This is a genomic window from Dorea sp. 210702-DFI.3.17, from assembly GCF_020560825.1.
Lineage (GTDB): Bacteria > Bacillota > Clostridia > Lachnospirales > Lachnospiraceae > Dorea > Dorea formicigenerans.
The window spans coordinates 52,956-73,361 of record NZ_JAJCNB010000001.1 but is presented as its reverse complement, the minus strand read 5'-3'; the positions used below and the strand labels follow the sequence as shown (position 1 = coordinate 73,361).

The 20,406-nt window shown below is 41.8% G+C and carries 21 protein-coding genes; 1 reads left to right on the top strand and 20 read right to left on the bottom strand.

What is annotated here, in order from left to right:
- Window positions 1-9: 9 nt before the first annotated feature.
- The 10 genes from gpmI to LI149_RS00315 form a co-directional block, all read right to left on the bottom strand.
- Entirely contained in the window at window positions 10-1,548 is a 1,539-nt protein-coding gene (gpmI, locus tag LI149_RS00360; RefSeq protein ID WP_173785732.1) for a 2,3-bisphosphoglycerate-independent phosphoglycerate mutase, read from the bottom strand.
- Entirely contained in the window at window positions 1,548-2,387 is an 840-nt protein-coding gene (locus LI149_RS00355) for an alpha/beta hydrolase (RefSeq protein WP_168933060.1), read from the bottom strand. The genes gpmI and LI149_RS00355 overlap by 1 nt, the downstream gene beginning before the upstream one ends.
- A 113-nt stretch (window positions 2,388-2,500) precedes the next feature.
- Window positions 2,501-3,250 (bottom strand): triose-phosphate isomerase, encoded by a 750-nt coding sequence (gene tpiA, locus LI149_RS00350; protein WP_005332546.1) that lies wholly within the window; start codon window positions 3,248-3,250, stop codon window positions 2,501-2,503.
- Window positions 3,251-3,346: 96 nt separating this feature from the next.
- Complete coding sequence (gene pgk / locus LI149_RS00345; RefSeq protein WP_168933059.1) at window positions 3,347-4,540, bottom strand: phosphoglycerate kinase; 1,194 nt, start codon at window positions 4,538-4,540, stop codon at window positions 3,347-3,349.
- Window positions 4,541-4,687: 147 nt separating this feature from the next.
- A complete protein-coding gene (gap, locus tag LI149_RS00340; RefSeq protein ID WP_005332543.1) occupies window positions 4,688-5,701 on the bottom strand; it encodes a type I glyceraldehyde-3-phosphate dehydrogenase in 1,014 nt (337 codons plus the stop codon).
- A gap of 136 nt (window positions 5,702-5,837) precedes the next feature.
- On the bottom strand, window positions 5,838-6,644 hold the full coding sequence (locus LI149_RS00335) for a histidinol-phosphatase HisJ family protein (protein WP_227142858.1): 807 nt from the start codon (window positions 6,642-6,644) through the stop codon (window positions 5,838-5,840).
- Window positions 6,641-7,720, bottom strand: a complete 1,080-nt coding sequence (mnmA, locus tag LI149_RS00330) for a tRNA 2-thiouridine(34) synthase MnmA (RefSeq protein ID WP_117494234.1) — start codon at window positions 7,718-7,720, stop codon at window positions 6,641-6,643. The genes LI149_RS00335 and mnmA overlap by 4 nt, the downstream gene beginning before the upstream one ends.
- Before the next feature lie 18 nt (window positions 7,721-7,738).
- A complete protein-coding gene (nifU, locus tag LI149_RS00325) occupies window positions 7,739-8,182 on the bottom strand; it encodes a Fe-S cluster assembly scaffold protein NifU (protein ID WP_005332537.1) in 444 nt (147 codons plus the stop codon).
- Window positions 8,183-8,215: 33 nt separating this feature from the next.
- Window positions 8,216-9,397, bottom strand: a complete 1,182-nt coding sequence (gene nifS / locus LI149_RS00320) for a cysteine desulfurase NifS (protein WP_117606107.1) — start codon at window positions 9,395-9,397, stop codon at window positions 8,216-8,218.
- Window positions 9,398-9,417: 20 nt separating this feature from the next.
- Window positions 9,418-9,876, bottom strand: a complete 459-nt coding sequence (locus LI149_RS00315) for an Rrf2 family transcriptional regulator (protein WP_022279039.1) — start codon at window positions 9,874-9,876, stop codon at window positions 9,418-9,420.
- A gap of 204 nt (window positions 9,877-10,080) precedes the next feature.
- Between LI149_RS00315 and LI149_RS00310 the strand changes: the two genes are divergently transcribed.
- Window positions 10,081-11,364, top strand: a complete 1,284-nt coding sequence (locus tag LI149_RS00310; protein ID WP_334301057.1) for a polysaccharide biosynthesis protein — start codon at window positions 10,081-10,083, stop codon at window positions 11,362-11,364.
- Window positions 11,365-11,378: 14 nt separating this feature from the next.
- Here LI149_RS00310 and LI149_RS00305 read toward each other — a convergent pair whose 3' ends face one another.
- The 10 genes from LI149_RS00305 to LI149_RS00260 all read right to left on the bottom strand — a co-directional run bounded on the left by LI149_RS00305 (window position 11,379) and on the right by LI149_RS00260 (window position 20,377).
- Window positions 11,379-11,918, bottom strand: a complete 540-nt coding sequence (locus LI149_RS00305) for a stage II sporulation protein M (protein ID WP_227142856.1) — start codon at window positions 11,916-11,918, stop codon at window positions 11,379-11,381.
- Between the two features lie 151 nt (window positions 11,919-12,069).
- A complete protein-coding gene (locus tag LI149_RS00300; protein ID WP_168933054.1) occupies window positions 12,070-12,609 on the bottom strand; it encodes an NUDIX hydrolase in 540 nt (179 codons plus the stop codon).
- 16 nt (window positions 12,610-12,625) lie between these two features.
- The gene (locus LI149_RS00295) at window positions 12,626-12,925 is read right to left on the bottom strand and encodes a hypothetical protein (RefSeq protein WP_005336572.1); all 300 of its coding nucleotides are present in this window, start codon (window positions 12,923-12,925) and stop codon (window positions 12,626-12,628) included.
- Between the two features lie 140 nt (window positions 12,926-13,065).
- Window positions 13,066-14,619, bottom strand: a complete 1,554-nt coding sequence (rny, locus tag LI149_RS00290) for a ribonuclease Y (protein ID WP_005336573.1) — start codon at window positions 14,617-14,619, stop codon at window positions 13,066-13,068.
- A 122-nt stretch (window positions 14,620-14,741) separates the two neighbouring features.
- The gene (locus LI149_RS00285; protein ID WP_227142855.1) at window positions 14,742-15,362 is read right to left on the bottom strand and encodes a regulatory protein RecX; all 621 of its coding nucleotides are present in this window, start codon (window positions 15,360-15,362) and stop codon (window positions 14,742-14,744) included.
- Between the two features lie 3 nt (window positions 15,363-15,365).
- On the bottom strand, window positions 15,366-16,457 hold the full coding sequence (gene recA, locus LI149_RS00280) for a recombinase RecA (protein ID WP_005332501.1): 1,092 nt from the start codon (window positions 16,455-16,457) through the stop codon (window positions 15,366-15,368).
- A 154-nt stretch (window positions 16,458-16,611) separates the two neighbouring features.
- Complete coding sequence (locus LI149_RS00275; RefSeq protein WP_227142854.1) at window positions 16,612-17,904, bottom strand: D-alanyl-D-alanine carboxypeptidase family protein; 1,293 nt, start codon at window positions 17,902-17,904, stop codon at window positions 16,612-16,614.
- A gap of 100 nt (window positions 17,905-18,004) precedes the next feature.
- Entirely contained in the window at window positions 18,005-18,586 is a 582-nt protein-coding gene (scpB, locus tag LI149_RS00270) for an SMC-Scp complex subunit ScpB (protein WP_005332498.1), read from the bottom strand.
- Window positions 18,587-18,696: 110 nt separating this feature from the next.
- Entirely contained in the window at window positions 18,697-19,440 is a 744-nt protein-coding gene (locus LI149_RS00265) for a ScpA family protein (RefSeq protein WP_227078224.1), read from the bottom strand.
- Window positions 19,441-19,513: 73 nt separating this feature from the next.
- The gene (locus tag LI149_RS00260; protein WP_173785887.1) at window positions 19,514-20,377 is read right to left on the bottom strand and encodes a metallophosphoesterase; all 864 of its coding nucleotides are present in this window, start codon (window positions 20,375-20,377) and stop codon (window positions 19,514-19,516) included.
- Between the last annotated feature and the right edge of the window lie 29 nt (window positions 20,378-20,406).

Here is a 20,406-nt window from a genome sequence, read left to right as displayed (position 1 = left end):
TTTCACCGACTATTTCACTAAAAGACTCTTTCCGGTCATCTCTGCTGGCTGTTTCATTCCCATTAATTCAATCAATGTCGGAGCAATATCTGCAAGGCATCCGCCTTCTCTTAATTTATATGCAGGATCTGCATTTACAAGAATAAATGGAACCGGATTTGTTGTATGAGCAGTGAATGGTTCGCCTGACTCATAGTCGATCAACTGTTCTGCATTTCCATGGTCTGCACAGATAAACATCTGTCCATCTACCTTCTTAATTGCTTCAACTGTTTTTCCTACACACTCATCAACCGCCTCAATAGCCTTGATTGCAGCTCCTTCTACGCCAGTATGTCCGACCATATCCGGGTTTGCAAAGTTGATGATAATCACATCATATTTATCAGATTCAATTGCTTCAACTAATTTGTCACATACTTCATAAGCACTCATTTCCGGTTTCAGATCATAAGTTGCCACCTTCGGAGATTTCACAAGGATTCTATCCTCGCCCTCATTCGGCTCCTCAACTCCACCGTTAAAGAAGAATGTCACATGTGCATATTTCTCTGTCTCGGCGATACGTGCCTGTTTAAGTCCATTCTTTGCAAGGAATTCACCAAATGTATTGGTAATCTTTTCTTTTACAAATGCCACAAGTTTATTTTCAATTGTCACATCGTACTCTGTAAAGCATACGAATGTTGTCTTAATTCTAACGCCTCTGTCAAAGCCTTCAAATTTATCATCGCAAAATGTTCTTGTAATTTCTCTCGCACGGTCTGGACGGAAATTAAAGAAGATGATGGAATCATTTTCTTTGACTGTTGCAAGCGCAGCTCCATCTTTTTCAACAACTGTTGGCAGAACAAACTCATCTGTTGTATCTTTATCATAAGATGCCTGGATTCCGGCTGGTCCGCTTGTTGCCTTTTCGCCTTCTCCGTATGCAATTGCACGGTATGCCTTTTCTACACGATCCCAGCGATTATCACGATCCATCGCATAATACCGTCCCATAACAGACGCTACTTCACCAACACCTATTTCTTTCATCTTAGCTTCTAACTGCTCTACATACTCTTTTCCTGATGCCGGTGGTGTATCACGTCCATCCAGGAAGCAGTGTACATAAACTTTCTTAAGTCCCTGTCTTTTTGCCAACTCAAGAAGTCCGAAAATATGCTCAATATGGCTGTGTACTCCTCCATCTGATACAAGTCCCATCAAATGAAGTGCAGAATCATTTTTCTTTACATTTTCACACGCAGCAAGCAGTGCTTTGTTCTCAAAGAAATCTCCATCCTGAATAGATTTTGTGATTTTTGTCAATTCCTGGTACACAATACGTCCGGCCCCCATATTCAGATGTCCGACTTCAGAGTTTCCCATCTGTCCATCCGGAAGTCCGACAGCTAGTCCGCTTGCATATCCTTTTACAAATGGATACTCTGCCATTAACTTATCCACAACCGGAGTCTTTGCTTCAGCTACAGCATTTCCTTTCTGATTATTATTTAAACCATAACCATCTAAAATCATAAGAACTGTTGGTCTCTTGCTCATTATTCTTCTCCTTCTTTCTTCATAAGTCTGTCAAGCCATGTATCAACAAGCGAAATCCAGCTTGTACATTCCTCCTGTACACCCCTGCCATCCAGACATTCTACCAGTTCATTGGCAAGGCTGAGTCCATGAATCCCTTCCGGATACACATGCAGCTCCACCGGAATGCCTGCTTTCCATAATGCCATGGCAAGCAGCAGAGAATTCGGCAGCGGTACTGTCTGATCTGTTGCTGTATGCCAGATAAAACAAGGCGGCATGGAATCTGTAATCTGATGATCCAAAGATAAGTTCCAAGCCTCTTCCTCTACTGTATCTCCAAGAAGATTCTGGAAGCTTGGCGTATGCGCATATTTCGGATCCGATGTGATAACCGGATAACAAAGGATCAAGCCTCTTGGCTTTAACATCTCTCTTTGCATACCACTTTTCTCCGCCAAAAACTCGCGTTTCCAAAATGCACAGTAATTAGCCGCCAGATGTCCTCCTGCTGAAGCTCCCGCCAGTACAATTTTCTTTGTGTCAATATACCATTCTTTTGCATGTTCATGAATCTGTCTGACACTCTCTGTCACTTCCAAAAGCTGTGTCGGATAAAATGCCTCCGGTGACACAGAATACTGTAACACACATGCATGATAGCCCAGACTCAAAAAATGCATGGCAAGAGGTTCTCCTTCTCGGTAACTGACTTTGTGGTATCCGCCGCCCGGACAAATCAGAATGATCGGCCGTTTCTGGATCTTCATCTCGTTCGGAAGTGTATCCAGTATATAAAACTGTGCTCGGCTCGTCTTATCAGAACCTTCCACTTGAATTGGTATTTCTTTATATATCATAATACTATCCTCTAGCGCTGTTTATTTTCGTAAACTGATCATACCTTAAGACTCTTTGACGAGTCAGGGTAAAAATCGCAGGAAGTGTCTGCCGCCCCCTGCGATTCAAAATCTTACTTGTAATTTACAATTTTTCCGAAATCTGCTTTCAGAGATGCTCCGCCTACAAGTCCTCCATCGATATCAGCCTGTGCGAACAATTCTGCTGCATTTCCAGCATTTACAGATCCGCCATACTGAATACGGATAGCTTCTGCTGTTGCCTCATCATAGATTTCAGCGATACATGCACGAATACCTGCGCATACTTCTTCAGCCTGCTCGGTTGTTGCTGTCTTACCTGTTCCAATTGCCCAGATTGGCTCGTAAGCGATAACTGCTGTTTTTGCCTGATCTGCTGTCACATTCTGGAATCCGACTTTCACCTGCTGGCGGATGAAATCCATTGTCACACCCTGCTCTCTCTGCTCCAGTGTCTCACCACAGCACATAATTGGTGTAATACCATGTTCAAATGCTTTCAGGATTTTCTTATTGACATCAGCATTTGTTTCACCAAAATACTCTCTTCTCTCAGAATGTCCAAGAACAACATATTTGACACCTGCATCTACTAACATAGCTGGTGAAATCTCGCCTGTGTAAGCCCCGCTCTCTTCAAAATACATATTCTCAGCGCCAACCTGAATGTTGGTCCCTTTTACTGCCTCAGCAACTGGAATAATATCAATTGCTGGTACACAGAACACTACATCTACTTCGTCATTTGCAACTAAAGGTTTTAACTCATTTACAAGAGCAACTGCCTCGCTTGGAGTTTTATTCATCTTCCAGTTACCTGCAACAATTTTTCTTCTTGCCATGATTTTATCTCCTAATTTAAATTTTATTGTTCAGCATTTTTCTGAAATTAATCAAAGAAAAACATTAGATACGAGTGTATACTTGGTTTTCGTCACCTATTTATCGTTAGCAGCTGCAACACCCGGTAATTCTTTTCCTTCCAGGAATTCCAGAGAAGCTCCGCCACCTGTGGAAATGTGTGTCATCTTGTCGCCATATCCAAGCTGGTTCACTGCTGCTGCGGAATCTCCACCACCGATGATTGTAACTGCATCTGTATCAGCAAGTGCTTTTGCAACTGCCTCTGTTCCATGTGCGAAGTTCGGCATCTCGAAGCAGCCCATTGGTCCGTTCCATACAACTGTCTTAGCATCTTTTACTGCGTCACAGAAAATTTTCTCTGTCTCAGGTCCAATATCAAGTCCCTGCCATCCGTCCGGAATCTCACCGCTTTTTACAACTTTTTTATTTGCTCCATTGGAGAAATCATCTGCAATAACTGTATCTACAGGAAGAAGAAGTTTTACACCTTTCTCCTGTGCTTTCTTTAACATGTCAAGTGCATACTGGCAGTAGTCAGCCTCAAGAAGTGAATTTCCAACTGTACCGCCCTGAGCTTTACTGAATGTGTAAGACATACCACCACCAATGATCAGTGTGTCAACTTTATCGATCAAGTTCTCAATTACAGAAATCTTGCTAGATACCTTTGCTCCACCGAGGATTGCTACGAAAGGTCTCTCCGGGTTGTTTACTGCATTTCCAAGGAAATCGATCTCTTTCTGCATTAAATATCCTACAACTGCTGTGTCCACATATTTTGTAACACCTACGTTAGAACAGTGTGCACGGTGTGCTGTGCCAAATGCATCATTTACAAATACGTCGCAAAGAGAAGCAAGGTCTTTGCTGAAAGCATCTTCATTCTTTGTCTCTTCTGCTCTGTAACGTGTATTCTCAAGTAAGATGACATCTCCATCTTTCATATTGGCTACTGCTGCTTTTGCGTTAGCTCCTACAACCTCAGGATCTGCTGCAAATTTTACTTCCTGTCCAAGAAGCTCTGAGAGACGTACTGCAACTGGTGCAAGAGATAACTCCGGTACTGGCTGTCCCTTCGGTTTTCCAAGGTGTGAGCAAAGGATGATCTTTCCTCCGTCAGCAATCAGCTTTTTAATTGTAGGAAGCGCTGCAACAAGACGGTTCTCATCTGTGATCTTTCCGTCAATAAGCGGTACGTTGAAATCACATCTTACAAGAACCTTTTTTCCTTTTACATTGATATCGTCTACAGATTTTTTATTTAACATAACATTCTCTCCATTCTCAAAATGAATATGCTCTGGCTTGTCCTGCCAGAGGCTTTTCTGCAACAAAATTATATTTCTATTACAGAAAAAGGATCCGGTCCATATTAGACCGGACCCTTTGTGAGTCTTTATGAAATACTCGAAATCTTATGCAAGCTCTGAGAAGTATTTGATTGTTCTTACCATCTGGCTTGTGTAAGAATTCTCGTTGTCATACCAGGAAACAACCTGAACCTGTGTTGTTCCGTTGTCAAGTGGCATAACCATTGTCTGTGTTGCATCGAACAGTGAACCATATCTCATTCCAACGATATCACTGGATACGATCTCATCTGTGTTGTATCCGAATGACTCATTAGAAGCTGCTTTCATAGCCTCATTGATCTGCTCTACTGTTACGTTACCCTCTACAACTGCTGTAAGGATTGTTGTTGATCCTGTAGGTGTTGGTACACGCTGTGCAGAACCGATGAGTTTTCCATTCAGCTCTGGAATAACAAGACCGATTGCTTTTGCAGCACCTGTGCTGTTTGGTACGATATTAACTGCTGCTGCACGAGATCTTCTTAAATCACCTTTTCTCTGTGGTCCATCAAGAGTCATCTGATCTCCTGTGTAAGCATGGATTGTGCTCATGATACCAGATTTGATCGGTGCAAGATCATTCAGTGCCTTAGCCATAGGTGCAAGACAGTTTGTTGTACAAGAAGCTGCAGAAATAACTGTATCCTCTGGTTTTAACTCATTGTGGTTTACATTATATACGATTGTTGGCAGGTCTTTTCCAGCTGGTGCGGAAATAACAACTTTTCTAGCTCCTGCTTTGATATGTGCCATGGATTTTTCTTTAGATGTATAGAATCCTGTACACTCCAGAACAACGTCTACACCGATTTCTCCCCATGGAAGTTCCTCAGCATTAGCTTTTGCGTAGATTTTGATCTCTTTTCCGTCAACAATGATAGAATCCTCTGTAGCCTCTACCTTATCAGCTAAAGCATATCTTCCCTGAGAAGAATCATACTTTAACAGGTGTGCAAGCATCTTAGGAGATGTCAGGTCGTTGATTGCAACTACCTCATATCCCTCTGCTCCAAACATCTGTCTGAAAGCTAAACGTCCAATACGTCCAAAACCATTAATCGCTACTTTTACTGCCATGATTAATTCCTCCTAAAGTTTTAAATTTAGTTCTTTGCATTTTATGCTGATATCTTCAACAAAAGTTTGTTAAAGATTCATCAACCTCTTTCATTGTACTAAAGAAAGTACAAAAATTCAAGTCTCTTTTCGAATTCTATCGAAGTGTCAAAAAAATCGGCTTTCTTTCCTTAAATTCTGTATAATATTTAAAATTACACCCTTTTAAAATGTCACACGCCTTGTCAAATTCCCATGCAATATGCTCTGGCCGGTGCCCATCTGCACCAACTGTAACAATTTCGCCTCCAAGCTCTCTGTAACGCTTCAGAATATCCGGATGCGGATGTGCGAAGGGCAGTCCATATTTGAGTCCTGCCATATTAAGCTCAAGTCCTTTGCCATGTTCGATCAGTTCTCTTAAAAGAGCGTCGATCTCATCTGCAAACATCTTATACGAATATTCTTTTTCTTTGTTCTTACCATATCTTACCACATAATCCAGATGTCCCATAACATCAAAATCATGAAAATGTCTGATATCCTCCAGGCTCTCCTCAAAGGTCATCCTGTATACTTGCGCATCAGTCTTTCCTTCAAACAGCTTTTCGGATGCCGGGTCTACGCCGTGAACCGAGTGGACCGATCCAATCACCATATCAAATGGATACTTTGGAACGAACCTGCTGTAATATTCTGCAAGATGCGGTCTGAGACCAAGTTCAACCCCTATCCGGACCTCTATCTGATCCCGATATTGTTCCCTTAGCCTTGTCATAGTTGTAAAATATTCATCTACATCAAAAATCTGCTCTCCCTCGCCCCACTGATCGTCATCTTTGTCATAATGATCTGTAAAGTAGATGGCTTTTAAACCCTTCTGGATGGAAGCTTCTATCATTTTCTTTGGACAGACCTCTGCATCATAAGAAAAGCTGCTGTGCATATGTGCATCTGTTTTCATAGAATCGTTCCTCCTCCAAGAACATATTCTCCATCATAAAGCACCAGTGCCTGTCCCGGTGTAATCGCACGTACCGGTTCATCGAATGTACATAAAATTTCGTCTTCACCTGTACGTTCGACTGTACACCATGCACCTTTATGATTATAGCGGATCTTTCCCCACGCACGCTTCTTTCCATCAATATCAGCAACCGACATGAAATTCACATGATTAGCACGTACATATCTGGACATGGATTCTTCATTGGTTCCCACAACTACTTCATTTGTCTCTGGACGGATTTCCAGTACAAATGCCGGATGTCCCAGAGATAATCCAAGACCCTTTCTCTGCCCCACTGTATAATGTATGATTCCTTTATGCTGTCCTACAATCGTTCCATCGGAAGTTACGAAGTTCCCCGGCCGGATTGAACCTGCCGCAGTGTTTTCTTCTATATATGTGGCATAGTCTCCATCCGGAACAAAACATATATCCTGACTGTCTGGTTTATGAGCAACCAGAAGTCCGATATTCTCAGCCATCTTACGTACTTCGTCTTTGCTGTACTTTCCAACTGGCATCAGTGTTTTACTAAGCTGATCCTGCGTCAGATTATATAGCGCATAAGTCTGATCCTTCACACTTGTCACGGAAGTCTTAATGGAATACCTTCCACTAGGAAGCTGTTCTACCTGTGCATAATGACCGGTTGCAATATAGTCTGCACCAATCTCCATCGCTCTTGTAAGCAGAGATTCCCATTTTACATAACGGTTACAGGCAATACATGGATTCGGTGTCCTTCCATGCAAATAGTCATCGATAAAATAATCGATGACATATTTTTTAAATTCATTTTTAAAATTCATAACATAATAAGGAATGCCCAGACGGGCAGCTACCCGTCTTGCATCTTCCACAGCGGAAAGTCCACAGCATCCGCCTTCTTCCTGCTGCTTGAATTCATCTTCATCCTGCCAGATCTGCATGGTCACACCAATCACATCATATCCCTGCTCCTTTAAAAGCCAGGCAGCCACCGATGAATCCACACCACCGGACATTCCTACTACTACTTTTTTCTTCTCCATCACATCTACCTTTGCGATTTAATACTCTTCTGCCTCATCCTCTTCACCTTCGTGAATATCTGATTTTGGTTTCTGGAGTCCTTCAATTGTAATACCGTTCTTCTGTGCATAGTCCCACAGTGCTGCATGGATTGCTTCCTCTGCAAGAAGGGAACAGTGTACCTTTACCGGCGGAAGTCCGTCAAGTGCTTCCATAACCGCTTTATTCGTAACCTCCATTGCTTCCTGAACCGTCTTTCCTTTTACCATCTCAGTTGCCATACTGCTTGTTGCAACTGCAGCTCCGCATCCAAATGTCTTGAATTTTACATCTTTAATGATCTGGTTCTCATCGATGTCCAGATAAATTCTCATAATATCTCCACATTTTGCATTTCCAACAGTTCCTACTCCACTGGCATCCTCAATCTCTCCTACATTTCTTGGATGTTCAAAGTGATCCATTACTTTTGCTGAATACATTTATATTTCCTCCTGATGTTTGTGATTTATTATCTATTTTTGTTTTTTTAAGAAGTCCTCATAAAGTGGTGACATCTGACGGATATAAGCCACGATTTCTTTCAGACTGTCTACAACGTAGTCGATATCTTCTTTTGTGATTTCCTCATTCAAAGTCAGTCTGAGCGATCCGTGTGCGATCTCGTGAGGCAGTCCGATTGCCAGAAGTACATGGGACGGATCTAAAGATCCTGATGTACATGCGGATCCACTGGAACCACAGATTCCTTTCATATCCAATCTGATCAGAAGTGACTCTCCTTCGATGAACTGGAAGCTGAAGTTTGCGTTGTTCGGAAGTCTCTTTGTCGGATGTCCGTTCAGTCTTGTATACGGTATCTCATCCAAAACACGTTTGATCAGATAATCACGTACTTCTGTTTCTTTCTTTGTACGTTCTTGCATCGTGCGGACCGCACGCTCAGTTGCTGTTCCGATTCCCACGATTCCCGGTACATTTTCTGTTCCGGCACGACGTTTTCTCTCCTGAGCTCCGCCATGAACGAATGAGCGGATCTTAACCCCTTTACGGATGTAAAGAAATCCAATTCCCTTAGGTCCGTTTAATTTGTGACCACTGGCACTCAACATATCAATATGACATTCGTCAACATTGATCGGAACCTGTCCAAATGCCTGTACTGCATCTGTGTGGAATAGTATACCATGCTCATGAGCAATCTCACCAATCTCTTTGATTGGCTGAATCGTACCAATCTCGTTATTAGCAAACATCACAGAAATCAGGATTGTGTCCGGACGTATTGCTGCTTTCAGGTCATCTAATTTCACTACACCATATTCATCTACATCCAGATAAGTTACTTCGTATCCTCTCTTTTCAAGATACTCGGCACTATGAAGAATTGCATGGTGTTCAATCTTTGTTGTGATGATGTGTTTTCCTTTATTTCCATAAGCCTCTGCAGTTGCTTTCAATGCCCAGTTATCAGACTCTGAACCACCTGCTGTAAAGTAAATTTCTTCTGTTTTGGCACCGAGCGCATTTGCAATGATTTCTCTCTGCTGTGTGATCACTTCTTTATTCTGTGCTGCAAAGCTATATACGCTGGAAGGATTTCCATAGTATTCTGTAAAATAAGGAAGCATAGCCTCTACAACCTCTGGAGCTGTCTTTGTTGTTGCCGCATTATCAAGATAAATTAATTTAGACATCTTACATTACCCTTCTTTCTCTATTGTTGACTGCATTCTCCGTGGATAACACCCTCCGGATTCAGTTCTTTGCTTTCTTTTACAAGCTCATCCAGCTTGATTTCATTTACGGTTTTATTAATACTGTCGTTGATTTTCTGCCATACATACTTTGTGACACATTCATCTGAAGCCATACACCCTTCTTCTGAATAAAATGCTGCGCATCTTACTGGTTCCAGATTGCCTTCCAGGGCACGCAGTACATCACCTACCGATATTTCTGACGCATCACGGGCAAGCACATATCCTCCGGACGCTCCCCGGATACTTTTTACAAGCCCAGCTTTTTTCAGTAATGCAAAAAGCTGTTCCAGATATCGCTCAGACAATTTTTGTCTCGTAGCTATGCAGCCGATGGATACCGGTTCTTTCTCGCTAAATCTCGCCAAATCGATAATGGCGCGCAGACCATACTTTCCTTTTGTCGACAGTTTCAATATTTTCACCTTCTTTTCCAATCCCTAGCAAAATACTGGGGATTTACTTTAAGTAGAATATCACCCATTTTCCGTTCTGTCAAGCTTTTCCTACGAATATAATAAAGAAATAAAGGCATCTTTTGAGGTACTTTCATGGAGTTACACAATCCACTTATCAAAGGAACATTTATTTTAACCGTTACAGGGCTGCTCACCAGATTTATGGGGTTTTTTTATCGCATTTTCCTAAGCCATACATTTGGAGCGGTTCAGGTCGGACTTTACCAGCTTATTTTTCCCATTTATGCTCTTGGCTATTCCGCAACTTGTGCCGGAATTCAGACGATTCTCTCCCGCAGTGTTGCCAGCCGTCTTGTTCAGGGCAGAAAAAAAGAAGCCCGCCAGCTTCTCTATACCGGACTTCTCATCACGTTGTCCGTCTCCTGCTGTTTTACAATTTTTCTGCAAAAATTCGCGCCATTTTTGGCTGGCTCTGTACTTGGCGACCGAAGATGTGAACATCTTCTGATCCTGCTTTCTTACGTTTTTCCTTTCAGTGCTATACATAGCTGTATTACCGGATACTGCCTCGGCCTAAAAGACACCAAAATTCCTTCATCCTCTCAATTATTAGAACAAACTGTACGTATTTTCAGTGTTCTCGTTATTTGTCAGTTTTTAAACCACACCGAAGGATCTTCCGGCATCTGGATTGCTGTTCTGGGGTTGATATTCGGTGAAATATCTTCTGCCCTTTATAGTCTAAAATACGTTCGTAATAAACCTGGGCTTCATTTTCTTATTCCGCCTTTTCTTTCCTTACAGCAAATGTTTTCCGATGCAAAAGAGCTTATAAAACTGTCTCTTCCCCTTACCGGTAATCGTATACTTTTAAATATACTGCAAAGTATCGAAGCAGTCTCTATCCCTGCTTCTTTACTAATTTACGGGCTTTCCACCTCAGATGCCCTGAGTACTTATGGTGTCCTGACAGGCATGGCTCTTCCTTGTATCCTGTTTCCATCCGCTCTTACTAATTCTGCTTCCACAATGCTCTTACCTGTCATCACAGAAGCCCAGACTCAAAAAAACGTACAACGTATAAAGAAAATGATTCGAAGTTCCCTCTGTGGTTGCATTTTTCTTGGAACTGGATGCCTGGCCGGATTCTTTCTACTTGGTCCCGTATTAGGAAGACTGCTCTTCCATAGCTCTCTTGCCGGAGAGTTCATACGCACCCTTTCCTGGATGTGTCCATTTTTATACGCCAACAGTGCACTCATCAGCATTATCCATGGTCTCGGAAAAACTGGCATTTCTTTCTTGCTAAATACGCTAAGTCTTTTCATTCGAATCATTGGTGTCTTATATTTTACAGCATATTGGGGAATCCCGGGATACCTGCATTGCCTCCTGGCAAGCCAGATATTCCTTTTCGTAACCGGGATTTTGTATATAAGCTATCATTTACGCCAGATGCTTTTGAGCTCTCATTACAACACATAAAAGAATGTTAGTTTTTATAATGTTCTCAAAAACATTTTCAACAATACCGGATTGACCAGACACTCTAATGCAATTCCCATAGTAAGAAATAATACAAAACTTAACGTCTTCATAGAATTCCATTCGCTCACCGGATATCGGAATAAATATAGTAAAAGCATTGCATAAGCGGGTATATAGCACAAAAAATGTGGAAGCATACTTATAACGCATAATATCAATCCTTTGACTCCCAGCATAAGAAGTGCCGATGTCAGAATCATGCCACTTGCCAGTCCAGCCCATAAAAGAAACAGATAAGCTGCTATTTTCCGGAACTTTGTCCCACCAAGTATTGCAAGTCCGCCTGCCGGAAGCAGGCGTATCTGCGCTACATACCACATATAATCAAAAGATTTCAAATCATAGCCAAGATACTGTCTTCTGAACCACTCGCTCCAGATCCCCACATCTACAACATACCTGGTCGAAGCAACATTCAAATATATGATTCCAAGAAAAAAGCCCAGCATATAAATCAGAATAGGATACCTTTGCCTTCTTTGTATCTTCACACACGTAACCTCCTGTTCAGATACTTTTGCATGTAGTCTCCCTCTATTTATATGCCCGGACTTCCTATATATTCTTATTTACTTGTTGTGATTCTTCTTTGTTCAAAAATCTGCTTTTCCATCTCATGTAAACACTGATGTCTGCAGATTGCTATTTTCCATATTTGTCCGCATATGCGAGAAGTGCTGCCACCGTCTTGGAATCTTCAATCTCACCGGAATAAATCTTTTTTCTCAATTCATCAATGGTGTAAGCTCCCACATTGATAAATTCATCCTCGTCCAGATGCTGGTGTGACGGAATCAGATTTTTCGCAACGTAAATATCAATCTTCTCATCGCAAAATGCCACTGTTGTCCGAAGTGTAATCAACCATTCAAGATCCTCTGAACGATATCCCGTCTCCTCCTCCAGTTCTCTGGAAGCGCATTCAATTCCAGGCTCTCCCGGCGCATCCAGTTTCCCTGCCGGGATTTCAAGCGTATCTCGCTCCAACGCATTACGATACTGGGTAACCATGAGAATTTTTCCATCATCCATGACCGGAACAACTGCGGCTGCCCCGTCATGATGGATAAAATCCCATTCTGCCGTGTTACCATTTGCAAATTTCATATGGTCTTTATAAACTTTTATGACTGTTCCTTCATATGCCAGATCTCTTCCGATACGTTTCACTTCTTCGCTCATAATTCAGCCACCTTTCTTATATAGATGATACAAATGCTTCCATCATATTCATTTTCTTCTTGAGATTTTTTTCTGTCATACCTTCATAAGTGAACCACAGCAGCTGATCTTTTTCTGCGTCCGGTGTCACAGCCGTCATATATTCCTCTGTCAGAATCTTCGCAGCATTTGCCGTATTTCCAATCAGAACTCCATTGTACATCTTCTCATCCACTTTTGTAAAATCGATGCAGACTGCCCCATCTTTTTCCTCCGTTGCCAGCGTCACAAGCGGCATCTCTTCGATTCTCTGTACGATATATTCTTTAAAATCCATCACATACATCTCCTTTTATTTACTATCAACCATAATTGTAGCATTTTAGGACTATTATAGCAATTTCTTATTATACAAAAAAGGAACCATCACCATAAGCTTTTATGCTTTATATGTGATGATTCCTTATCATTTATCTTCTACTTGGCATAATCTGTAACTCTTGATTCACGAATTACATTTACCTTAATCTGACCTGGATATTCAAGTTCAAATTCAACCTGTTTCGCAATATCTCTAGCCAGCAATACCATGTCTGCATCAGATACTTGTTCTGGAACTACCATGATACGAATCTCTCTACCTGCTTGAATTGCAAAAGATTTCTCAACGCCTTTAAACTGATTGGCGATATCTTCTAATTGTTTTAACCTGTTTGTGTATGTTTCTAATGTTTCTCTTCTTGCACCCGGTCTTGCTGCAGAAATCGTATCAGCAGCCTGTACAACACATGCAATCAGGGATTCCGGCTCTACATCGCCGTGATGGGCTTCAACCGCATTGATAACGGTTGCTGACTCTTTGTATTTTCTGCAAAGGTCAACACCGATCTGGATATGTGATCCTTCCACATCATGATCGATTGATTTACCGATATCATGTAAAAGTCCGGCTCTCTTAGCCACTCTGACATCGAGACCGATTTCTCCAGCAAGAAGTCCGGATAACTGTGCCACTTCAATAGAATGCTTCAATGCATTCTGTCCATAGCTTGTTCTGAACTTCATTCTACCAAGAAGCTTGATAAGCTCTGGATGAATTCCATGAACACCAACTTCAAGTGCAGCTGACTCTCCTTCCTCGCGAATCATAGAATCGACTTCTTTCTGCGCTTTTTCTACCATCTCTTCGATTCTTGCCGGATGAATACGTCCGTCAACGATCAGCTTCTCAAGCGCAATTCTCGCAACTTCACGTCTGATTGGATCAAAGCCTGATAATACAACAGCTTCCGGGGTATCATCGATAATCAGTTCCACACCTGTCAGTGTCTCCAAAGTACGGATATTACGTCCTTCTCTACCAATAATTCTTCCCTTCATCTCATCATTCGGAAGCTGAACTACAGAAATCGTAGTCTCAGCTACATGATCTGCTGCACATCTCTGGATAGCAGTGACAACACATTCCTTTGCCTTCTTATCTGCTTCTTCCTTTGCCTGCGCTTCCATCTCTTTGATCATCTTCGCAGTATCATGTTTCACATCTTCTTCAACAGTTTTTAACAAATATTCTTTTGCCTGTTCGGAGGTAAGTCCTGAGATTCTTTCTAGTTCCTGTACACGTTGTTGACTCAGCTCGTCAACTTTCTTCTCACGCTGCTTCAACTGTTCTTCTTTTGCTGTAAAGCTTGCTTCGCGCTTCTCAATTGCCTCAGACCGTTTATCCAAAGCTTCTTCCTTGGAAAGTACACGCTTCTCATATCTCTGTAATTCAGATCTGCGTTCCTTTGACTCTCTCTCAAGTTCATTCTTATTCTTGATTGATTCCTCTTTAATTTCCAAGAGAGACTCCTTCTTCTTAGCCTCGGCTGTCTTCACTGCATCATCGATAATCTCACGCGCTTTGTTCTCCGCATTACCAATCTTAGATTCCGCATTCTTCTTCAGATTAGAAACGGTTACAAAGTGACTGATGACTGCTGACACAATGACAAGCACTACTGCGACAGCAATTACTATTCCTATCGGCACAGGAGCACCTCCTTATTTAGTTTTCATTGTACAAATACAACAGTTAAATTCTATACTGTTTTGTGAAAGATGTCAAGCTTAACCATTGGAAACTTCTATAATTTAAATATGTTTTCTTTATATCAACTGTACATCTCACACTCATATATCTGCATGGTTCTTCTGATATCATCATAGTCAAAACCTTTTCTGACAAGGTAAGCCATTATTTTTTTCTTTTCCTCCGGCGTCGTATTCTCCCGATCATAATGCTTTTTCTCTAGCAGTCTGCGAATTGCCTCCGTAGAATCTTCACGCTCATAGCTCTCTTCAAATGCTTCATCAATTAGTTCTCTGGACACTCCTTTTCCCACAAGCTGCATATAAATCTCCCGCCTGCTTTTTCGTTCTTTCCTTGATTCAATAAAACTTCTTGCATATTCATAATCATTGATATAACCAAAAGATTTTACATAACTGATTGCAGCCTCCACGATATCTGCCGGATATTCATTACGCGTAAGTTTCTCCCTAAGCTGCGCCTCTGTACGCCACATATCATTCAAAAGATGCATTGCCCGAAGCTTTGCCCTTTTTAATATAACCTCTGTTCGAATCTTCTCATAGCTTTCCTGCGACAATTCCTGATCTTCGGCTATATGAAAACGGGACAGTTCACCCTTATACAATATAAAAGCAAACTGTCCATCTACATATACCTTATACTTTGTCTTTGTCACAGCTTCAACTCTTGTGACAATCATCTGTTAGTCCTCTTTTTCTGCCTCTGCTGCTACTTTGACCGCACTGTCAGCTTTACTGCTTTTTCCTTCCTTTGTATCCGCTTCCTCTGATGCTGATCCGTCAAAATTATAGTGTGCACGAATCTGCTTATCCAAAGACTCCATAAGTTCCGGATGCTCTGTGAGATAAATCTTAGCATTCTCACGTCCCTGGCCGATTTTATCTCCATTACAGGAGAACCATGCACCACTTTTGTTGACAAGTCCAAGATTTACTGCAAGATCCAGAATATCTCCTTCTTTTGAAATACCTTTTCCGAACATAATATCAAATTCTGCCTCTTTGAACGGAGGTGCGATCTTATTCTTCACAATCTTCACACGGGTTCTGTTACCAATCATCTCTCCGCCCTGCTTGAGCGTCTCGATTCTTCTGACGTCCATGCGGACAGATGCATAGAACTTCAATGCACGTCCACCGGTCGTAGTCTCCGGATTACCGAACATAATACCAACCTTCTCACGAAGCTGGTTGATAAAGATTACCACACAGTTAGACTTGCTGATAACAGGAGTCAGCTTACGTAGTGCCTGGGACATCAGTCTTGCCTGAAGTCCTACATGGGAATCTCCCATATCTCCTTCAATCTCCTGCTTCGGTACAAGCGCTGCAACAGAGTCAATGACAATAATATCCATCGCGCCGGAACGCGCCATTGTCTCAGCAATCTCAAGCGCCTGATCTCCACTGTCAGGCTGTGAAATGTAAAGTTCATCAATATCTACTCCAATGTTACGCGCATAAACCGGATCAAGGGCATGTTCAGCATCAATAAACCCTGCAATCCCGCCTCTTTTCTGAACTTCCGAAATCATATGCAGTGCAACTGTTGTCTTACCACTGGACTCTGGTCCGTAGATCTCAACCACACGTCCTCTTGGAACACCTCCGAGTCCCAGTGCAATATCCAGACTTAAAGATCCTGTCGGAATTGTCTCCACTGATACCTGGGCTGCCGGGTCTCCAAGCTTCATGACCGTACCTTTACCAAAATCCTTCTCTAACTTTGCAATAGCCGCATCTAAGGCTTTCTTCTTATCTTCATTATTCGCCATAATTAATTCTCCTTGATATTCTCCGAACGAATGTTCGGTATCTGATTAATATAGTATTATAACCGCCGCAAATTGTCAATAGAAAAAACAAGAAAAAGTGTGTAAGAATTGTTTCCCCTGACAATGTTAACTGTATCATGGTTTTCGATCTCCGTCAACGCAAATCCACGAAGAATGTATTCAATCTTGTATAGCAGAAAAAGCGCTCCATACATCTTTTCAGGCACCAGAAAAATGTCCGTTTTTTAAGCCCGCTTCTTGTCAAAACATCGTATTTTCCAATAATATTTTTATCTATTATGTACCGCACTTCTCCCACTTTCTGCCCTTTTTCCACCGGTGCAGACAAAGCTTTTTCCATCTGCACGGAAATCTCTACATTTTCATCAGTTCTTAATAATACTTTTAATACTTCCGGCTTCTGTTGAATTTCAACCTCAGCCACGCTGTTTTTCTGATAAATATTCTGGTCGTTACCACTATCTTTTACAACAATCTCCTGCTTTGGAAGCTCCTGCCATACGTTCCGGTACTCATAATTCGAAAGTCCATATTCCATAAGTTTCTTCGTGTCACTCCATTTATATCCTTTATGATTCGGCCAGCCACAGGCAAGTAATGCCACGATAAATGTCCGTTCATCACGTCTGAGTGCACCGACATAGCAATATCCTGCATCTGCCGTAAAACCGGTCTTGCCAGAAATCGCCCCGTCCATCATAGTCAGAAAAGCATTGTGATTCGTGCATGTATAAGAAGAAGTTCCTTTAAGATCCCGGAAATGGTATTCTTTCGTACCGGTAATATCCAGAAACATTTCCTTTTCCGGAGAATCCATAATACAATATTTCATAATTTTCGCCAGTTCCATGGCTGTTGTGGCGTGCACGCCACCTTCATCCTCTCCGTCCAGTCCGTTTGGCGTTACAAAATGTGTCTTAGTAAGCCCCAGTTCTTCTGCTTTTTCATTCATCATTTTTACAAATGCTTCCACGCTTCCGGCTATCTCCTCTGCAACCATAACTGCGCTGTCATTGTGCGATTCCAGCATAAGCGAGAATAAAATATCCCTCAGATAGAACTGCTGCCCTTCCCGGACACCCAGATGAACTTTCGGCTGACTGGCAGCATATGCAGACGCTGTGACTATCTCATTATCTGTCATATGCTCCAGTGCTATGATGCAGGTCATAATCTTTGTGGTGCTTGCCATAGGCCTTATGGCTTCCTCTTCTTTTCCAAATAAAACACGCCCACTGTCAGCATCCATAAGGACTGCCGATTGGGCGTATAGATTTTGTGGCTCGTCTGTATTTTGTTTCATTTTGTCAGCCATCTGACCCGATAGATTCTGACCCGATTCCTGAATTTCATATTTTGCCAGCCAGGCGGCAGATATGCATAACAAAAGTAAGACTGCGATAATTTTTATTTTGTTCTGATTCATATCCAGTACCCTGAAGCACCGTTATCTTTACAGATTATGATACTCTGCGCACAAATATGTATCTCTTCTTTACTTTATCTGTTTCATTTACTATATCTGTTTATACATTTAATTTAAGCTGTACTTCTTCCTCTGCCTCTTCTTTAAATGTTTCTACCTGTTCCGGCTGCATGCTCGGAAGATCTTCGATAGACTGAATACTGAATCTTCGCAAGAATTCTTCTGTTGTACCAAATAAAATCGGCCGTCCCGGTGCATCCAGTCTTCCCACTTCACAGGCAAGATTATATTCTACCAGTTTATTTACCGCGTGATCTGATTTGACTCCACGAATCTTTTCGATTTCAAGCTTTGTCACCGGCTGACGATATGCAATGATTGATAATGTCTCCAGCAGAACATCTGTCAGAACACATTTCTTCGGCTGTTTTGCAATACGAATGAGATAGTCATACATCTCCCGCTTCGTGCACAACTGAAAAGAGTCTTCCAGCTCAATAATACGAAGGCCTCTGTCCTCTGCTTCATATTTGTCCTGCAACCGATGAATGATCTTTCTTGTAGTCGCTTCATCGTGCTCAATCGCCGCCGCGATCTTCTTAAGTTCCACTGATTCGCCCATTGTAAATAAAATGGCCTCTATCACAGCCTCCATCTTACCTATCTCCGTTTTTTTACCCATATAATTTCTTAGTCACTCCATCTATCTAAATCTGACGACTTTTCTTAAGGGAACCACTTTTACTTCTGTCAAAACCATCCAGACGGTTCTCCAACTAATACTACACTTCGTTAAAGATTTGCAGTAATCATAATATCATCAAATGCATGTTCCTGCTGTATGATCAGGATTCCTTCCTTGATCAACTGCAACACTGCCAGAAATGTTACGACAGTCTGCATCTTGGACTTCTGGCTGCCCAAAAGTGTGCGGAAACTGAAATGCTTGTGTTCCCTCGCATAATCTGTCACAGTCTCCAGCTTTTCCTCAACCGTAACTTCTTCTTTCTCTAATTTACCAAATTTGCTTCTTACCGGATCGATCTTGTCTTCCTGACGCCTGATCACGTCCTGAAAAACACGGTTCAGTGTTGCCAATGTCAGATTCCCTAAAAGTTCGTCCAAATCTACCGGCTCCACATAATTCATGACTTCCTCCGGGATAGTCGGATCTTTGTACATTGTCCGGCCACCATCCAGCTCCCGGTCACGAAGCTCATAGGACATATACTTGTACATCTTATATTGAAGAAGTTGTTCTACCAGTTCCTGTCTTGGGTCTTCCTCTTCCCCATCTTCTGTTACTTCCTTTGGAAGCAACATCTTACACTTGATATCCAAAAGCGTCGCTGCCATGACAAGAAATTCACTCATCACATTGAGATCTTCTCGTTCCATGGCTTTGATATAATCCATATACTGGTTCGTAATCTCCACAATAGGAATATCGTAAATATCTATTTTATTTTTATCGATCAAATGTAACAGCAGGTCAAGAGGTCCTTCGAACACCTGCAATTTTACCGGGATTCCCATGTCTCATTAATCTCCATAAATTTCCATGACTTTTAGGTCTGACAATCTATTATACTTGATTCTCTCACATTTCTCAACAATTATTTAAACTCAGAACAACAACCTCTGCCGGATTAAAGAGCCTGATATGAATGGTGTGGGTTCCAAGTCCTTTACTTACAATGACAGTCTGGTCTCCCACGCACCGCATTTCTCCTGAATACTTTGGAAATAATACAAAATCCGGTCCGATCACACCTCCGATTCCCGGAATTCTCACCATACCTCCATGCAGATGCCCACTTAGGATCAGATCTGCTCCCCAGGCAAGGTATTCTTTCATATAGGAAGGATTATGTGCGAGAAGAACCTGAAATGCTTCCGGATCCCGATTTCCGATCCGCTCTTTTATTGCTCCCTCTGGCATCTCTCTTCGTTTTAAATGCGTGTAACACTCCAGTGGAATCTCAAGCCCTGTCAGGCGGACTTTTGATTCATCACTTAAAACTGTCGATTCATTTTCCAAAAGATGTACTCCCAGATTCAGCAATTTTTCCCGATATAATGCATAAGACTGGTCATACTTCTGTGGTTTTAATTTCATACGCTCTTCATGATTTCCATTTGCATAGTAGACTGGTGCAATTTTCACAAGCTCTTTCACACAGGCAAGGGCTGGTTCGTAGGAATGTCCGTTCTTTCCAACTAACATATCCCCACCGATTAGAATCAGATCCGGTGACTCTTTTTTCACTGCATCAATTAATCTGCAATTATTCACTCCATAGACCTGATTGTGCAGGTCACTTAAAAAGACCCATGTTTTCTCCCCTGCAAGCTTCGGTGACGCCACCTGGTAACGAGTCACGCGAAATGTATGAAGTTCCCGATACATTTCCGCAAATACAAGAAGTACTGCTGCCACCAGTATTCCGATTATGATTCCTGTTGTCGACATAGATATTCTCCTGATTTATTCTTCCATTT

Bases quoted from the DNA above. Each gene is read 5' to 3' on its own strand.
- gpmI (WP_173785732.1), bottom strand. From the start codon at position 1,548: ATGAGCAAGAGACCAACAGTTCTTATGATTTTAGATGGTTATGGTTTA.
- LI149_RS00355 (WP_168933060.1), bottom strand. From the start codon at position 2,387: ATGATATATAAAGAAATACCAATTCAAGTGGAAGGTTCTGATAAGACG.
- tpiA (WP_005332546.1), bottom strand. From the start codon at position 3,250: ATGGCAAGAAGAAAAATTGTTGCAGGTAACTGGAAGATGAATAAAACT.
- pgk (WP_168933059.1), bottom strand. From the start codon at position 4,540: ATGTTAAATAAAAAATCTGTAGACGATATCAATGTAAAAGGAAAAAAG.
- gap (WP_005332543.1), bottom strand. From the start codon at position 5,701: ATGGCAGTAAAAGTAGCGATTAATGGTTTTGGACGTATTGGACGTTTA.
- LI149_RS00335 (WP_227142858.1), bottom strand. From the start codon at position 6,644: ATGAAAACAGATGCACATATGCACAGCAGCTTTTCTTATGATGCAGAG.
- mnmA (WP_117494234.1), bottom strand. From the start codon at position 7,720: ATGGAGAAGAAAAAAGTAGTAGTAGGAATGTCCGGTGGTGTGGATTCA.
- nifU (WP_005332537.1), bottom strand. From the start codon at position 8,182: ATGTATTCAGCAAAAGTAATGGATCACTTTGAACATCCAAGAAATGTA.
- nifS (WP_117606107.1), bottom strand. From the start codon at position 9,397: ATGTCTAAATTAATTTATCTTGATAATGCGGCAACAACAAAGACAGCT.
- LI149_RS00310 (WP_334301057.1), top strand. From the start codon at position 10,081: ATGGGGTTTTTTTATCGCATTTTCCTAAGCCATACATTTGGAGCGGTT.
- LI149_RS00300 (WP_168933054.1), bottom strand. From the start codon at position 12,609: ATGAGCGAAGAAGTGAAACGTATCGGAAGAGATCTGGCATATGAAGGA.
- LI149_RS00295 (WP_005336572.1), bottom strand. From the start codon at position 12,925: ATGGATTTTAAAGAATATATCGTACAGAGAATCGAAGAGATGCCGCTT.
- LI149_RS00285 (WP_227142855.1), bottom strand. From the start codon at position 15,362: ATGATTGTCACAAGAGTTGAAGCTGTGACAAAGACAAAGTATAAGGTA.
- recA (WP_005332501.1), bottom strand. From the start codon at position 16,457: ATGGCGAATAATGAAGATAAGAAGAAAGCCTTAGATGCGGCTATTGCA.
- LI149_RS00275 (WP_227142854.1), bottom strand. From the start codon at position 17,904: ATGAATCAGAACAAAATAAAAATTATCGCAGTCTTACTTTTGTTATGC.
- scpB (WP_005332498.1), bottom strand. From the start codon at position 18,586: ATGGGTAAAAAAACGGAGATAGGTAAGATGGAGGCTGTGATAGAGGCC.
- LI149_RS00265 (WP_227078224.1), bottom strand. From the start codon at position 19,440: ATGGGAATCCCGGTAAAATTGCAGGTGTTCGAAGGACCTCTTGACCTG.
- LI149_RS00260 (WP_173785887.1), bottom strand. From the start codon at position 20,377: ATGTCGACAACAGGAATCATAATCGGAATACTGGTGGCAGCAGTACTT.